Origin of the sequence: Streptomyces sp. NPDC060049 (genome assembly GCF_042736715.1) — a bacterium.
Lineage (GTDB): Bacteria > Actinomycetota > Actinomycetes > Streptomycetales > Streptomycetaceae > Streptomyces.
This window is the reverse complement of sequence record NZ_JBHWVV010000004.1, coordinates 272816-287171: the sequence shown is the minus strand read 5'-3', so window position 1 is coordinate 287171 and position 14356 is coordinate 272816. Positions and strand designations below refer to the sequence as shown.

Genomic DNA, 14356 nt, shown 5'->3' with positions numbered 1-14356 from the left:
CCCTGGCGGGCCTCCCGCACTTCGAGGCGCTGCGCCGGACTCCGTCCGCCGGCCTCGGCTGAGGCCGGTGGACGCCGAAGGCCCCGCTCCCCCGGATCCGATCCGTGGGGGCGGGGCCTTCGGCGTGTCAGCCCCCGCGGATCTGGCTGGTGATGGTCGGGTCCGTGATGGCGGTGTCGTCGGCCAGCAGCATCGCCTTGCTGAGGATGACCGCCAGGGTCCGGTCACCCTCGAACGGCAGGTAGCCCGCGTCCGGGGAGCGGCCCCGGGGCCGCCGTCGGACCTCGATCGTGCAGCGGCCGGCGATCGCCGGCCTCGGCACCAGCCGCTCTCGGCTACCCCTACCCCACCAGGCGGGAAGCCGGATTCCTCCTCGGCCTGAAGGCTGAGGCATCCTCTCCGGTGACCTCGGTGCCGAGCGGGAGGTCGATCTCCTCGTCCGGCTCGGTGATCTGACGGTCCCCCACCAGGACGAGGAACCCGTTGCGCCCGAACGCGGCGAGCGCCGCTTCGGTCTGCGCCTGCGGATCCACCCGGCCGCCCTCCTCGGCGGGCCGCACCAGGCGGCTGCCGGAGGCCTCGGACTCGGCCACTTCCTGGAATATCCGCCTGCGGATCAACTCGCGCAGCGCCAGCCGCTCTTCGGCGACTTCCATTCCCCAGCCGTCGGTACGGCCCCCGGCAGTCGTCTCGTCGACGAAGATCACACTTCCCATGCCCGGAGATTAGGGCCGGGCACCGACAATCTGCCTACTGGCCTGCGGACGCCTGTGGAATTATCGGCTGCATGAGTGAGCAGCAGCCCAATCCCTACACGAGCGGTCCCGGCCCCGGCGGCTACGGTGACCACAACTCCATCCCGGGCCAGCCGAGTTACGGCTACCCCGCACAGCCCGGCTACGGCTATCCGCAGCCGGGACCGGCCCAGGCCGGCTACGGCTACCCGCAGCCCCCGGCCTACCAGCCGACCATCGGCGGCGCGGGCCTTCCCGCCCCGATGCCCGCCCCGATGCCCGCGGCGGCGCCCTCGGGGCACCCGGCCGGACTGTCCCTCGGCGACATCACCATCGCGGGGGACCAGATCATCACCCCGTCGGGCACGATGCCGCTCAGGGGCGCGGTCTGGAACGCCACCGACTTCTCCCGGACGGAGGAGAAGATCCCGGCGCACGCGATCGTCCTCGCGGTCATCTTCTTCCTGTTCTGCCTGCTCGGCCTGTTCTTCCTCCTGATGAAGGAGCGCCGCACCACGGGCTACATCCAGATCACGGTCAACAGCGGCGGCCGCCACCACTCGACGATGATCCCGGCCGTCGACCAGGGCACGTACATGTGGGTCATGAGCCAGCTCAACCAGGCCCGCGCGCTGAGCATGTGACGCGGTCGGGTCCGGAACCCGGTGGCGGGTCGGGGGCCGGTCGCGCACTATCGGCGCATGATCCTTTCTCATGATGTGGACGGGCCCGCGGGCGCGCCGGCCGTCGTACTGCTGCACTCCTCCGTATGCGACCGGCGGATGTGGGAGCCGCAGTGGCGGCCCCTGGCCGATGCCGGGTTCCGGGTGGTCCGGGCGGACTTCCGGACCTGCGGCGACTCCCCCGCCGCCGAAGCCCCGTACAGCGACTACGGGGACGTCCGGGAGTTGATGGACCACCTCTCGATCCGGCGGGCCGCGTTCGTCGGAGCCTCCTACGGCGGGCGGGTCGCGCTGACGCTGGCCGCCCTGCATCCGGACCGGGTGAGCGCGCTGGCGCTGCTCTGCCCGGCCCGGCCCGCGCAGCGGCGCGGGCCCGAACTGCTCGCCTTCAACGCCGCCGAGGGCGCCCTGCTGGACGCCGGCGACCTGGAGGGCGCGGCCGAGCTCAACGCCCGCCAGTGGCTCGGCCCGGAGGCCGCCCCCGAGGCCCACCGCCTCGTACGGGACATGCAGCTGGGCAACTTCCGGTCCGAGCCCGCGGCCACCGGGGACCACGAGCTCCCCGAGCCGCCGGTCGACCTGGCCGCCATCACCGCCCCCGTCCTCGCGGTCGGCGGCGCGCACGACATCCCCGACTTCCGGGACTTCGCCGCCGCGCTCCCCTCCCTGGTGCCCGGCGCCGTCCACGTCGAGCTGGACTGGGCGGGCCACCTCCCGTCCCTGGAGCGCCCGGAGGAGACCAACGGGCTGCTGCTGGAGTTCCTGGCGAGCTCCTGACGCGCAGGCGTGCGGCGCTGCCCGGATGCCCGGGAGACGGACCGCGACGTTTGCTTGAACCTGTTCAAAAATGGGGCTACAGTCAGCGCTGTCAGCAGTTGAACATGTTCAAAGGGGGCGAGGGCAATGGACCTCACCGTGGTCGCGTACGTCATCTACCTGGTCATCAGCATCGGACTCACCATCTGGGTGGCCCGCACGCTCAGCCGCAACGGCCGCATCTTCATCGCCGACGTCCTGCAGGGCAACGAGAAGCTCGCGGACGCCGTCAACCACCTCCTGGTGGTCGGGTTCTACCTCGTCAACATCGGCTTCGTGACCCTGTACCTGCGGGCCGGCGAGACCATCCTCGAGGCCCGCGGGCTCTTCGAGGCGCTCTCGGTCAAGATCGGCGTCGTGCTCCTGGTGCTCGGCGTCATGCACCTCGGCAACGTCTGGGTCCTGAACAAGATGCGCCGGCGCACCATCATGGAGCGCCAGCAGACCCCGCCGGTCGCCCCCCAGGGGTGGACCGCGCCCGCCGGGGCCTGATCACCGTGACCACCGCGGTGACGCGGCACCTGACGGTGCTCTACGACGCGAGGTGCCCGCTCTGTGTCCACATCCGGCACTGGCTCCTCGCCCAGCGCTGGCTGGTGCCCCTACGGCTCCTGCCCGCGGCCTCCTTCGAGGCGCAGCGCCGCTACCCGCGGCTCGACCACGCCTCGACGCTGCGGGAGATCACCGTCATCGGGGACGCCGGTCAGGTGTGGACCGGAACGGACGCCTTCATCGTCTGCCTGTGGGCGCTGGCCGAGCACCGGCCGAAGGCGAACTGGCTGGCCACACCGGCCGGCCGGCCCTTCGCCCGGGCCGCCATGTACACCGCCGCCAAGTGGCGGGCGGCCGTGCGGGACGGTTCGGACGGGCCGGAGGAACCGGCCTGTGACGACCACTGCCCGGCACCCCGATAGGCTCATGCACCGTGACTGATCAGAAGGCTCCAAAGAGCGAGCAGACCCGCACGCTCATCCTCGAGACCGCGCTCCGCCTCTTCCAGGAGCGCGGCTTCGACAAGACGACGATGCGCGGTATCGCCAAGGAGGCCGGGGTATCGGTCGGCAACGCCTACTACTACTTCGAGTCCAAGGAACACCTGGTCCAGGGGTTCTACGACCGGATCGGCGCCGCGCACCTGGCGGCCGTCCGGCCGATCTTGGACAGCGAGAGCGATCTGCAGAAGCGGCTCGCGGGCGTGCTCACCAGCTGGCTCGACATCGCCGAGCCGTACCACGAGTTCGCCTCGCAGTTCTTCAAGAACGCCGCGGACCCCGAGAGCCCGCTCAGCCCCTTCTCACAGGAGTCGGAGCCGGCCCGCAAGCAGGCGATCGACATGCACCGCGAGGTGCTGGCGGGAGCGAAGACCAAGGTCCCCGAGGAACTGGCCGACGTACTGCCGGAGCTGATGTGGCTCTCGCAGATGGGCCTGGTCCTCTACTGGGTCTTCGACCGCTCCCCGAACAGCGAGAAGACCCGCCGGCTCGCCGACCGCGGCGCGCAACTGACGACCCGGGGCATCGTCCTGGCCCGGTTCCGGGTGCTGCGGCCGCTGGTGCGGGAGGTCCACGAGCTGTTCGCGGACTTCCTGCCGGGCATGGCCCAGACGGCGGTCTCCAAGAAGCGCGCCTCGGACCCCGACCCGGACCCTTCCTGACGCCGGCCGGGCCGCGCGGTCGGGCTCAGAGCCAGTTGAGTTCCCACAGGCGCCACACGCCGGTGCCGTCCGAGAGGTACTGCGCTCCGGTGACGGCCTCGCGGGACATCACGTAGTCCTTCTTCTGCCAGATCGGCAGCATCGGGACCTGCTGGGCGACCAGCTTCTGCAGCTCGCGGAAGTCGTTCGCCGCGGCGCCCCGGTCGGAGAAGGACTGGGTGCGGGTGATGAGGTCGTCGACGGCCTTGTCGGAGAAGCCGTTGTTCATGGAGGAGTCGCGGCCGACGAGCGGGGCGAGGAAGTTGTCCGCGTCCGGGAAGTCGGCGATCCAGCCGATCGTGTAGGCGTCGAACTCGCCCGCCGCGTAAGCCTTCTGGAAGTCCTCCCACTTCTCGACGGGCTTGATGGTCAGCTGGAACAGGCCCGTCGACTCCAGCTGCGCCTTGATCTCCTCCGCCTCGGGCATGTTCGCGCCGCGCGTGTTGACGCCGAGGGTGATCGGGACCGGGGTGGTGACGCCGGCGTCCTTGAGCAGCTTCTTCGCCGTGGTGCCGTTCGGGGACGGCCACGTGTCGAAGAACGGCGTGCTGTGGGCGGCGATGCCCGCCGGGACGAGCGAGTACAGCGGGGTGACCGTGCCCTTGTAGACCTCGCCGGCCAGCTTGGCGCGGTCCAGGACGGCGGCGACGGCCTGGCGGACGGCGGGCTGGGCCACCGTGGAGCCGCCGCGGACGTTGAAGACCATGCCGCGGGTCTCGGTGCCGCCCGAGGTCTGGTAGCGGGTGTCCTTCAGGCCCGGGTTGAGGGCGGCGAGGACGGCCGGCGGCATGTCGCGGTGGGCGACCTCGATGCCGTGGTCGCTCCAGGCCTGCTCCAGCTGCGCCGAGTCCTTGAAGTACCGCACGGTGACGTCGCTCTTGGAGACCTTGCCCTGGCCCTTGTACGAGGAGTTCGGCTTGAGTTCGGCGCGCGTGCCGGCCACGTAGTCGCCGAGGGTGAACGGCCCGGAGCCGTCGACCTTCTCGTCCTCGCGCAGGGCCTTGGCCGGGTACTTGTCCCTGTCCACGATCGAGGCGGCGCCCGTCGCGATCTTGAAGGGGAAGGTCGCGTCGCCGGCCGACAGGTTGAAGGTGACCAAGCGGCCCTCGGCCTTGACCGATTCCAGGGTGTTGAACAGCGGCGCGGGGCCCTGGTCGGAATTGATCGCCTTGATGCGGTCGAAGGAGTACTTGACGTCCTCGGCGGTGACCGCGCGGCCGGAGGAGAACTTCACGTCCGCGCGCAGCTCGCACTGGTAGGTGGTGAGCTTCGCCCCGATGAACTGGCAGGAGGAGGCCGCGTCGGGCACCGGGGTGCCCGACCCGGTCCGGATGGTCAGCAGCGACTGGTAGACGTTGCTGAACAGGGCCCAGGAGCCTGCGTCGTACGCCCCGGCCGGGTCGAGGGAGGAGACCACGTCGCTCGTGCCGACGCGGATCGCCTTGCCGTCACCGGCGCCCTGCGGCAGCAACTGCCAGGTGGCGACGCCGGCGACCCCGAGGACCAGCCCGGCCGCGATGGCTTTCGAGCGGACAGACCGCAACATCCTTGACTCCACCCCACGTGGCCGCACACCGATGTACGCGACCAGCTATCCGATTATCGGTCATCTGATCACGGAATTTCAGCCTCGGGAAGGCCGATTCACGGTGTGCACTTGGAGGTTCGGGTGGTTCACGCCTGATATGAGGCGAGTTCGACGACTGTGATGTCCGAGGGCGCTCCGACCCGCACCGGCGGCCCCCAGGCACCCGCCCCGCGCGAGACGTAGAGCTGCGTGTCGCCGTAGCGCTCCAGCCCCGCGACGGTGGGGTTGGCGAGCTCGGCGAGGTAGTTGCCGGGCCAGAGCTGACCGCCGTGGGTGTGCCCCGACAACTGGAGGTCGACGCCGTGCCGCACGGCCTCGTCGATGACGACGGGCTGGTGGGCGAGGAGGACGGAGCTGCGGGCGCGGTCGCGGTCTCCGAGCGCGGCGGCGAAGTCGGGGCCGTGCCCCTCCGACTCCCCCTGGACGTCGTTGACGCCGGCGAGGTCGAAGTACGGGAGCGCGCGCCGGGCGTTCTCCAAGGGCGTCAGGCCGAGCTCGCGGACGTGGTCGACCCACTGCTGGGCCCCGGAGAAGTACTCGTGGTTGCCGGTCACGAAGTACGAGCCGTGCCGCGCGCGCAGGCCCCGGAGCGGCTCGGCGGCGGACCCGAGGTCCTCGACGCTGCCGTCCACGAGGTCGCCGACGACGGCGATGAGGTCGGGCTGGGTGCGGTTGATCGTGTCGACGATGCGCGTGGTGTGGGCGCGGCCGAGGACGGGCCCGAGGTGGACGTCGCTGACGACGGCGATGCGGAAGCCGTGCGCCGCACGGGGCAGCTTGGCGAGGGGTACCCGGACCCGCTTGACGCGCGGCCCGCGCATGACCCCGTACGTGCCGTAGCCGACGGTGCCGATCGCGGCGGCGCCGGCCGCCCCGGCGACCGTCCGCGCGAAGCGGCGCCGGCTGAGCCCGTCGGGACCGGGGGTGGCCGGCCCGGCGGGGGCCGCCGGCTCGGTCAGGGCCGCCCGCTCGGTCAGGGTCGCGGGCTTGGTCAGGGTCGCGGGCTTGGTCAGGGTCGCGGGCTCGGCGGGGGCCGCGAGGGCGGCCTGCGGCGCGGTCCCCCGCTCCGCCCCCTCCCGCCGCGCCGGAGCGTGCGCCGGGGCCGCGGCGCGGGGCTCCGCCCCGGGACCCGCGGCGGCCGCGGTCCGCCGGCGGAGCCAGAGCGCTCGGACGGCCTCGGCCACGAGCATGGCCAGGGTCAGGTACAGGAGGACGGCCAGCCAGAGGTAGCCCGGCCAGGAGACCGCCTGCTGGATCCGGAAGGGGAGGCCGGCGCGGCCCGCCACCAGGGCGGCCAGGGCGAGCAGCGGGAGGGCGAGGGCCAGGACCGTGCCCGCCCGGCGGGCGCGGCCGCCCGGGGCCGTAGTGTCACGGACCAGGCGGACCCAGAGCCAGCGGTGGACCAGCGCCAGGAGGGCCAGTACGAGCAGGACCGCGGCCACGGCCAGAGCGATCGTCACGCGCCCGTCTCCTCACGTGATCCGCGCCGCAACGCCCGCACCCCGCGCAACCCGATCACTCCGACGGCCGTCCCCAGGAGAAAGGACGTCACTGCCAGGAGAAGGTGGACCCAGAAGTATGCGGTCGGGTCCCCCGCGGCGTCGAACGCCTGGCCGCTTCCGTCCTTCCACAGGTTCCGAATGAAAGACACCCAGATGAACCAGCTCCACGCGCCGAAGGCGAGCAGGAACCAGGAAGCGGTGCGGCTGAGTCTCATGACCTCAGTATCGGTTTCCTCCCCGGGACGGACGCGCGGGGGTGGGCTGTCCCGGCGGTGGTTGCGGCAAGTCGGCCGGTCCGCGCTGTTCATCAGAGAATCGGGATGTACTTTCACCTGCGTGTCTGCCAAGAAGACCGCACTGACGGTCCTTTCCGCCGCACTTCCCGCACTGCTGGTCCCGGCCCTGCTGGCGTCCCCCGCGCACGCCGCGCCGACGCCGCCCGCCGACGGGAAGGGGCAGCCGCCCAAGGCGCCCGCGCCGCCCGTCTCGATGTCGTCGGTCGGCGGCGCGTCACTCGGACAGCCCGGTACGCAGGTCAACCTGCTGCCCGGCGCGCCCGCGCTGCCGGCGAACCTCTCGGGGCGGTCCTGGATCGTGGCCGACGCCGAGACGGGCGAGGTCCTCGCGGCGCACAACGCGCACTGGCGGCTCCCCCCGGCCTCCACCATGAAGATGCTCTTCGCCGACACCGTGCTGCCGAGCCTGCCCAAGGACCAGGTCCACAAGGTCACCGATCAGGAGCTGTCCGGGGTCGGTTCCGGTTCCAGCCTGGTCGGGATCAAGGAGGACACCGAGTACAGCGTCCACGACCTGTGGCTGGGGGTGTTCCTGCGCTCCGGCAACGACGCCGTTCACGTCCTCTCCGCGATGAACGGCGGCTTCGAGAAGACCGTCAACGACATGCAGGCCCACGCCGAGGAGCTCCAGGCCCTGGACACGCACGTGGTGTCCCCCGACGGCTACGACGCCCCGGGCCAGGTCTCCAGCGCCTACGACCTCACCCTCATCGCCCGCTCCGGGCTGCAGAAGCAGGACTTCCGCGAGTACTGCGGCACGGCCAGCGCCAAGTTCCCCGGGCGGCAGGAGGGGGGCAAGACGCGCGAGAGCTTCGAGATCCAGAACACCAACCGGCTGATGACCGGCGCGGGCGGCATCAGCCCCTACAAGGGCATCGCCGGGGTGAAGAACGGCAACACGACGATGGCCGGCTCCACCTTCACCGGCGCCGCCCAGCGCGGCGACAAGAAGCTGCTGGTCACGGTGATGAACCCGGGTACCGGCGGCGCCAACTCCGTGTACGAGGAGACCGCCGACCTCTTCGACTGGGGCTTCGCGGCGGCCGGGAAGGTCAAGCCGGTGGGCGAGCTGGTGCCGCCGAAGAGCGCCGACACCTCCCCGCACGGCTCCCCCGCCCAGTCGCACGAGAACAACCCGTCGGCGTCCGGTGGCGGCTCGGGCGGCGGGGTCGGTACGGCGCTGGGCGTCGCGGGCGGGGTCCTGGCCGTCGTGGCCGGCGGTACGTACGCGGTCAGCCGGCGCCGGCCGCGGGGCCGCGGCCGCCGGGCTCGCGGCCGGGCGTGACGGCCCCGCCGGCCGCGGGGGCCGATGACCCGGTGGAGGAAGCCGGAGGCGCGGAGCCCGGCTCCGGGTCCTGCGCCCCCTCCCCGTCCTCGTCGTCCCGGCACGCCGTCCAGGCGGCGCAGAACAGCAGCAGCTTCGCCGTGAGGTTGATCCAGATCAGCAGCGCGATCGGCACGCCGAAGGCCCCGTACATGCTCTTCGTGGCGACCCCCCGCATGTAGCCGCTGAGCAGCAGCTTCAGGAGCTCGAAGCCGGCCGCGCCCATGAGGGCCGCCTGGATCAGGCGGCCGCGCGGCGGTTCGACGCCGGGGAGCAGGGTCAGGACGTAGAGCAGGACCAGCAGGGCGGCCACGACGCCGACGAGGAAGGCCCCGCCCCGCAGCAGGCCTCCGCCCGCGCCCTCGCGCGGCACGCCCAGCCAGTCGCCGGCCTTGCCGACCGCGCTGGAGCCGAAGATCGAGGCGGCGGCCGACGCCAGACCGACGCCGCCGAGGCCGATGAGGACGAGCGCGTCCTTGCCCTTGCGGACGAATGGGTTGCCCTCGTCCTCGTCGTCCTTGTCCCATACGGCGCGCAGGCAGTCCCGCATCGAGCCGACCCAGCCGATGCCGGTGAAGAGGAGGAGGGCGCCGGCGACCAGGCCGACGGTGCCGGCGTTCGCGACGAGGGCGTCGATGTCGAGCTGGTCGGAGATGCCGGGGACCTGTTCGGCGAGGGTCTTCTGGAGCTTGTCGAGCTGGTCCTGGCTCAGCAGGCCGGCGCCGATCGCCGCGGCCACGGTGATCAGCGGGAAGAGCGCGAGGAAGCTGATGAAGGTGATGGCGGCGGCGAGCCGGGTCCAGTGGACGCGGTCGAGACGCTGGTACGAACGCCACAGGCGGGTCCGCATGAGGGCGGACACCAGGGGCCCGATCACCGGGAGTTTCGTCAGCCAGTCCATACGGTCACCGTAAATGAGGCATCGCAAATAGCCGGTATTGCCGGTTTTGGGTACTACGGTCGTCGATTGTGACTTTTCGCCCGACGGCTCGTCCGTTCCACGCCCTGGTCCTGCGAAGGATCAGCTTCCTGTTCCGGTTCCTGCGTCAGGAACGGCGTACGGTCGCCTCGCCGGCGGCACTCGCCGCACTGTCGGTCGCCGACCCCGGCTGCGCCGGAACGCCGGCCGCGCCACTGCCGAACGGATACTCCCGCAGCTTGCGCCAGACCCCGTCCGAGCCCTGTTCGTAGAGCGCGAAACCGGAGCAGATCCACCCGGCCTCGTAGTCCGCGAGCGTGCTGTACGCCAGGTCCATCGCCTCCTCGGAGATCCCGTGGGCGACCGTGACGTGCGGGTGGTACGGGAAGGCCAGCTCCCTGTCGATCGGCCCGTCCGGGTCGCGGACCTGGCTCTGGAGCCGGGTGCAGTCGGGGCCTCCCTCGACGACCTGGACGAAGACGACCGGCGAGAGGGGGCGGAAGGTTCCCGTACCGGCCAGCCGCATCGCGAAGGGGCGGCCGGCGGCCGCGACCTCGGCCAGGTGGGCGCCGATCAGCGGAAGCCGGTCCGCGGTCACCTCGGTCGGCGGTACGAGGGTGACGTGCGTGGGAATCCCGTGCGCGGCGGCGTCCCCGAAGCCGGCGCGCAGCTCCTGGAGGCTGCTGCCGTACGGCTCCGGGACCGCGATCGAAACGCCGAGCGTTACGGTCCCCACGTATGTCTCCTCCGCCTGTCGTCCCGCGCGTCGTCCGTGTGCGGCCCGTGCGCCGCGTGTGTGCTGCCGCCCCAGTGTGGCGGCAGCACCCCCCAGATCGCCAGGGCCCTCTTTCCCTTCGCTTCCCGTCAGTGCTTCGCGGGCAGGAAACCGAGGTGGTCGTACGCCTGTGCCAGGGTCTCCGCGGCGACCGCCCGGGCCTTCTCCGCACCCTTCGCGAGCAGGGAATCCAGGGTTTCCGGGTCGTCCAGGTACTCCTGGGTGCGCTGCTTGAAGGGTGTGACGAAATCGACCATCACGCCGGCCAGGTCGGTCTTGAGCGCGCCGTAGCCCTTGCCCTCGTACGCGGCTTCGAGGGCGGGGATGGACTCGCCCGTGAGGGTGGAGTAGATCGTGAGCAGGTTGCTGACGCCCGGCTTGTTCTCCGTGTCGAAGCGGACCACGGCCTCGGTGTCCGTGACCGCGCTCTTGATCTTCTTCTCGGTCGCCTTGGGCTCGTCGAGGAGGTTGATCAGGCCCTTGGGGGACGAGGCCGACTTCGACATCTTGATCGCCGGGTCCTGGAGGTCGTAGATCTTCGCGACCTCCTTGACGATGTGCGCGGCGGGAAGGGTGAAGGTCTTCCCGAAGCGCGTGTTGAAGCGCTCGGCCAGGTCGCGGGTCAGCTCGATGTGCTGACGCTGGTCCTCGCCGACGGGGACGGCGTTCGCCTGGTAGAGCAGGATGTCGGCGACCTGGAGGATCGGGTACGTGAACAGGCCGACGGTGGCGTTGTTGGCGCCCTGCTTGGCGGACTTGTCCTTGAACTGCGTCATCCGACTGGCCTCACCGAAGCCGGTGATGCAGTTCATGACCCAGCCGAGCTGGGCGTGCTCGGGCACGTGGCTCTGGATGAACAGCGTGCAGCGCTCGGGGTCCAGGCCGGCGGCGAGCAGCTGCGCGGCGGAGAGGCGGGTGTTCGCGCGGAGATCCTTCGGATCCTGCGGCATGGTGATCGCGTGCAGGTCGACGACCATGTAGAAGGCGTCGTGCGTCTCCTGCAGGGCGACGTACTGACGGATGGCTCCGAGGTAGTTCCCGAGGTGGAACGAACCGGAGGTGGGCTGGATGCCGGAGAGCGCGCGAGGACGATCAGAAGCCATGCCCCCATTCTCTCAGGTGCGATGACGAGCTCCGGCCCGCCGCTGGCCGGAACCCGGCGGGTCGCCCCGCCGCGGCCCCGGCCCCCCGGCGGTACCGGGCGGTAGCGGCCCGTCCGGATCTTGCCTCGGCCGAGCGACCGCTTTGCGGATCCAACCCGCCGGCGCGGGTCAGGCGAGCGGGAGCCCCGGGGCCGGGAAGGCAGCCATCAGGTCCGAGACCTCCGCGCGGACGGCGGCGAGTGCCGGCTCGTCCGACCGCGCGGCGGCGGACACCGCGCGGGAGATCCAGTCCGCGACGACCGGCATGTGCTCGGTCCCCAGCCCCCGGGAGGTCAGGGACGGCGTGCCGATCCGGATGCCCGACGGGTCGAACGGCTTGCGCGGGTCGAACGGCACCGTGTTGTAGTTGACGACGATGCCCGCCCGGTCCAGCGCCTTCGCCGCGATCTTGCCCGGGACCTCCTTGCCGGTGAGGTCGATCAGGATCAGGTGGTTGTCCGTGCCGCCCGAGACCAGGTCGAAGCCGCGCTCCAGCAGTGCCGCGGCCAGCGCCTTGGCGTTCGCGACGACCGCGTGGGCGTACGTCACGAACGACGGCTGCGCCGCCTCGTGGAGCGCCACCGCGATGCCGGCCGTCGTCTGGTTGTGCGGGCCGCCCTGGAGGCCCGGGAAGACGGCCTTGTCGATGGCCTTGGCGTGCTCCTCGCGGCACATCAGCATCGCGCCGCGCGGGCCGCGCAGGGTCTTGTGGGTGGTCGTCGAGATCACGTCCACGTGCCCGGCGGGGGACGGGTGCGCCCCGCCCGCGATCAGGCCCGCGATGTGCGCGACGTCCGCGACGAGGACCGAGCCGGCCTCCTTCGCGATCGAGGCGAACGCCTCGAAGTCGATCGTGCGCGGGAGGGCGGTGCCGCCGCAGAAGATCAGCTTGGGGCGCTCGGCCAGCGCGAGGTCGCGCACGGCGTCGTAGTCGACGAGGCCGCTGTCGGCCTGGACGCCGTACTGCACGCCGCGGAACCAGGAGCCCGTCGCCGAGACGCCCCAGCCGTGCGTCAGGTGCCCGCCCATCGGCAGGGCCATGCCCATCACCGTGTCGCCGGGCTTGGCGAAGGCCAGGTACACGGCCAGGTTCGCCGGGGAGCCGGAGTACGGCTGCACGTTGGCGTGGTCCACCCCGAACAGGCCCTTCGCCCGCTCGACGGCCAGTGCCTCGATCCGGTCGATGTTCTGCTGGCCCTCGTAGTAGCGCCGGCCGGGGTAGCCCTCGCTGTACTTGTTCTGCAGCACCGTGCCGGAGGCCTCCAGCACGGCCGCGGACACGTAGTTCTCGCTCGGGATCAGGCGCAGGGTCTGGGCCTGCAGCGTTTCCTCGGCGGCGACGAAGGACGCCAGCTCGGGGTCGGTGGCGAGAAGGGCGGGGTGGTGGGTCGCGCTCATGGCGGCTCCTCCGGGGTCGATGTCAGATCTCGTCCCCGCGAGGCCCAGGCGAGCGGCCCTGTATGCGGTCGTGCGCGCACGACTCCCCCGGAGTTGGTTCTCCGTACGCCAGTCGCCGTGCGTACCGCTCACCTTAGCGGGCACGCCACAGGAAAGGTTTCTCCGTCCGGTATACGAGCGAAGTTAGAAGGTGACGCCACCCTCGTCGCAGGCCTTGACGGACGATCGGAGACCCCGTGTCGAAAACTGCTGATGCCATCCGCTCCGCCGACGCGCACAGCGCGCACAACTACCACCCCCTGCCCCTCGTGGTCGCCACGGCGGAGGGCGCGTGGATGACCGACGTGGAGGGCCGCCGGTACCTCGACATGCTCGCCGGCTACTCGGCCCTCAACTTCGGGCACGGCAACCGCCGTCTGCTCGACGCCGCCCGGGCCCAGCTGGAGCGGGTCACCCTCACCTCGCGCGCCTTCCACCACGACCGCTTCGCGGACTTCTGCACCGAGCTCGCCGCCCTGTGCGGCAAGGAGGCGGTGCTACCCATGAACACGGGCGCGGAGGCCGTGGAGACGGCGGTCAAGACGGCCCGCAAGTGGGGTTACGAGGTCAAGGGCGTGCCGGACGGCCACGCGAAGATCGTCGTCGCCGCCGACAACTTCCACGGCCGCACGACGACGATCGTGTCGTTCTCGACGGACCACGAGGCCCGCGACCACTACGGCCCGTACACGCCGGGCTTCGAGATCGTCCCGTACGGGGACCTCACGGCGCTCGCCTCCGCCGTCACGTCCAACACCGTCGCCGTCCTGCTCGAACCGATCCAGGGCGAGGCGGGCGTCCTCGTACCGCCCGCCGGGTACCTGCGGGGCGTACGGGAACTGACGCGCGAGCGGAACGTCCTGTTCATGGCGGACGAGATCCAGTCGGGGCTGGGCCGCACCGGCAAGACCTTCGCGTGCGAGCACGAGGAGGTCGTGCCCGACGTGTACATCCTCGGCAAGGCGCTGGGCGGCGGCGTCGTGCCCGTGTCGGCGGTGGTCGCCGACCGGGACGTGCTCGGCGTGTTCAAGCCGGGCGAGCACGGCTCCACCTTCGGCGGGAACCCGCTCGCCTGCGCCGTCGCCCTGGAGGTCATCGCGATGCTCCGCACCGGCGAGTACCAGCAGCGCGCCACCGAGCTCGGCGACCACCTGCACCGGGAGCTGAACCTTCTGGTCGGCGGCGGCGCCGTGACCGCGGTCCGGGGCCGCGGGCTCTGGGCGGGCATCGACATCGAGCCGGCGCGCGGCACGGGCCGGCAGATCTCCGAGAGGCTGATGGAACTCGGGGTGCTGGTGAAGGACACCCACGGGTCGACGATCCGGATCGCGCCGCCGCTGGTGATCAGCAAGGAGGACCTGGACTGGGGCCTGGACCAGCTCAGGTCCGTCCTCGCCGCTTAGGTCGTCTCTTTCGGATCCGAAAGAGACGGCCTGGCCGTCACCGC

16 protein-coding genes and 1 riboswitch are annotated in these 14356 nt (G+C 71.4%); of the genes, 7 read left to right on the top strand and 9 right to left on the bottom strand.

Annotation, left to right across the window (positions count from 1 at the left end):
• Positions 1 to 127 precede the first annotated feature (127 nt).
• Positions 128 to 322 carry a hypothetical protein gene (locus tag ACFWBY_RS09055; protein ID WP_385340978.1) on the bottom strand — a complete coding sequence of 65 codons (195 nt, stop codon included), beginning with the start codon at positions 320 to 322 and terminating at the stop codon, positions 128 to 130.
• 19 nt (positions 323 to 341) lie between these two features.
• Complete coding sequence (locus ACFWBY_RS09050) at positions 342 to 716, bottom strand: hypothetical protein (protein ID WP_385340977.1); 375 nt, start codon at positions 714 to 716, stop codon at positions 342 to 344.
• Between the two features lie 71 nt (positions 717 to 787).
• On the opposite strand from ACFWBY_RS09050, the gene ACFWBY_RS09045 reads away from it, so the two are divergent.
• The 5 genes from ACFWBY_RS09045 to ACFWBY_RS09025 all read left to right on the top strand — a co-directional run bounded on the left by ACFWBY_RS09045 (position 788) and on the right by ACFWBY_RS09025 (position 3887).
• Positions 788 to 1378, top strand: a complete 591-nt coding sequence (locus ACFWBY_RS09045; RefSeq protein WP_385340975.1) for a hypothetical protein — start codon at positions 788 to 790, stop codon at positions 1376 to 1378.
• Positions 1379 to 1435: 57 nt separating this feature from the next.
• A complete protein-coding gene (locus ACFWBY_RS09040) occupies positions 1436 to 2194 on the top strand; it encodes an alpha/beta fold hydrolase (RefSeq protein WP_385340973.1) in 759 nt (252 codons plus the stop codon).
• 126 nt (positions 2195 to 2320) lie between these two features.
• A complete protein-coding gene (locus ACFWBY_RS09035; protein ID WP_385340971.1) occupies positions 2321 to 2725 on the top strand; it encodes a hypothetical protein in 405 nt (134 codons plus the stop codon).
• A complete protein-coding gene (locus tag ACFWBY_RS09030; protein WP_385340969.1) occupies positions 2701 to 3147 on the top strand; it encodes a thiol-disulfide oxidoreductase DCC family protein in 447 nt (148 codons plus the stop codon). The genes ACFWBY_RS09035 and ACFWBY_RS09030 overlap by 25 nt, the downstream gene beginning before the upstream one ends.
• An 11-nt stretch (positions 3148 to 3158) precedes the next feature.
• Entirely contained in the window at positions 3159 to 3887 is a 729-nt protein-coding gene (locus tag ACFWBY_RS09025) for a TetR family transcriptional regulator (RefSeq protein ID WP_385340967.1), read from the top strand.
• A 25-nt stretch (positions 3888 to 3912) separates the two neighbouring features.
• On the opposite strand, the gene ACFWBY_RS09020 is transcribed toward ACFWBY_RS09025, so the two are convergent.
• The 3 genes from ACFWBY_RS09020 to ACFWBY_RS09010 form a co-directional block, all read right to left on the bottom strand.
• Entirely contained in the window at positions 3913 to 5469 is a 1557-nt protein-coding gene (locus ACFWBY_RS09020) for an ABC transporter substrate-binding protein (RefSeq protein ID WP_385340983.1), read from the bottom strand.
• Positions 5470 to 5600: 131 nt separating this feature from the next.
• Complete coding sequence (locus tag ACFWBY_RS09015) at positions 5601 to 6974, bottom strand: metallophosphoesterase (protein ID WP_385340965.1); 1374 nt, start codon at positions 6972 to 6974, stop codon at positions 5601 to 5603.
• The gene (locus ACFWBY_RS09010) at positions 6971 to 7231 is read right to left on the bottom strand and encodes an SCO4848 family membrane protein (RefSeq protein WP_385340963.1); all 261 of its coding nucleotides are present in this window, start codon (positions 7229 to 7231) and stop codon (positions 6971 to 6973) included. Before ACFWBY_RS09010 ends, ACFWBY_RS09015 begins: the two co-directional genes overlap by 4 nt.
• 121 nt (positions 7232 to 7352) lie before the next feature.
• On the opposite strand from ACFWBY_RS09010, the gene ACFWBY_RS09005 reads away from it, so the two are divergent.
• The gene (locus tag ACFWBY_RS09005) at positions 7353 to 8597 is read left to right on the top strand and encodes a D-alanyl-D-alanine carboxypeptidase family protein (RefSeq protein WP_385340962.1); all 1245 of its coding nucleotides are present in this window, start codon (positions 7353 to 7355) and stop codon (positions 8595 to 8597) included.
• On the opposite strand, the gene ACFWBY_RS09000 is transcribed toward ACFWBY_RS09005, so the two are convergent.
• The 4 genes from ACFWBY_RS09000 to glyA all read right to left on the bottom strand — a co-directional run bounded on the left by ACFWBY_RS09000 (position 8545) and on the right by glyA (position 12870).
• Positions 8545 to 9537, bottom strand: coding sequence for a YihY/virulence factor BrkB family protein (locus ACFWBY_RS09000; protein ID WP_385340960.1), 993 nt, complete (start codon positions 9535 to 9537; stop codon positions 8545 to 8547). The two genes, ACFWBY_RS09005 and ACFWBY_RS09000, sit on opposite strands and share 53 nt — an antisense overlap.
• Positions 9538 to 9682: 145 nt before the next feature.
• Positions 9683 to 10291, bottom strand: coding sequence for a 2'-5' RNA ligase family protein (locus ACFWBY_RS08995; RefSeq protein ID WP_385340958.1), 609 nt, complete (start codon positions 10289 to 10291; stop codon positions 9683 to 9685).
• Between the two features lie 128 nt (positions 10292 to 10419).
• On the bottom strand, positions 10420 to 11433 hold the full coding sequence (gene trpS / locus ACFWBY_RS08990; protein WP_385340957.1) for a tryptophan--tRNA ligase: 1014 nt from the start codon (positions 11431 to 11433) through the stop codon (positions 10420 to 10422).
• A 168-nt stretch (positions 11434 to 11601) separates the two neighbouring features.
• Positions 11602 to 12870 carry a serine hydroxymethyltransferase gene (gene glyA, locus ACFWBY_RS08985; RefSeq protein ID WP_385340955.1) on the bottom strand — a complete coding sequence of 423 codons (1269 nt, stop codon included), beginning with the start codon at positions 12868 to 12870 and terminating at the stop codon, positions 11602 to 11604.
• 35 nt (positions 12871 to 12905) lie between these two features.
• Positions 12906 to 12996, bottom strand: a riboswitch (ZMP/ZTP riboswitch).
• A 110-nt stretch (positions 12997 to 13106) separates the two neighbouring features.
• On the opposite strand from glyA, the gene rocD reads away from it, so the two are divergent.
• Complete coding sequence (gene rocD, locus ACFWBY_RS08980) at positions 13107 to 14312, top strand: ornithine--oxo-acid transaminase (protein WP_385340953.1); 1206 nt, start codon at positions 13107 to 13109, stop codon at positions 14310 to 14312.
• Positions 14313 to 14356: the final 44 nt, after the last annotated feature.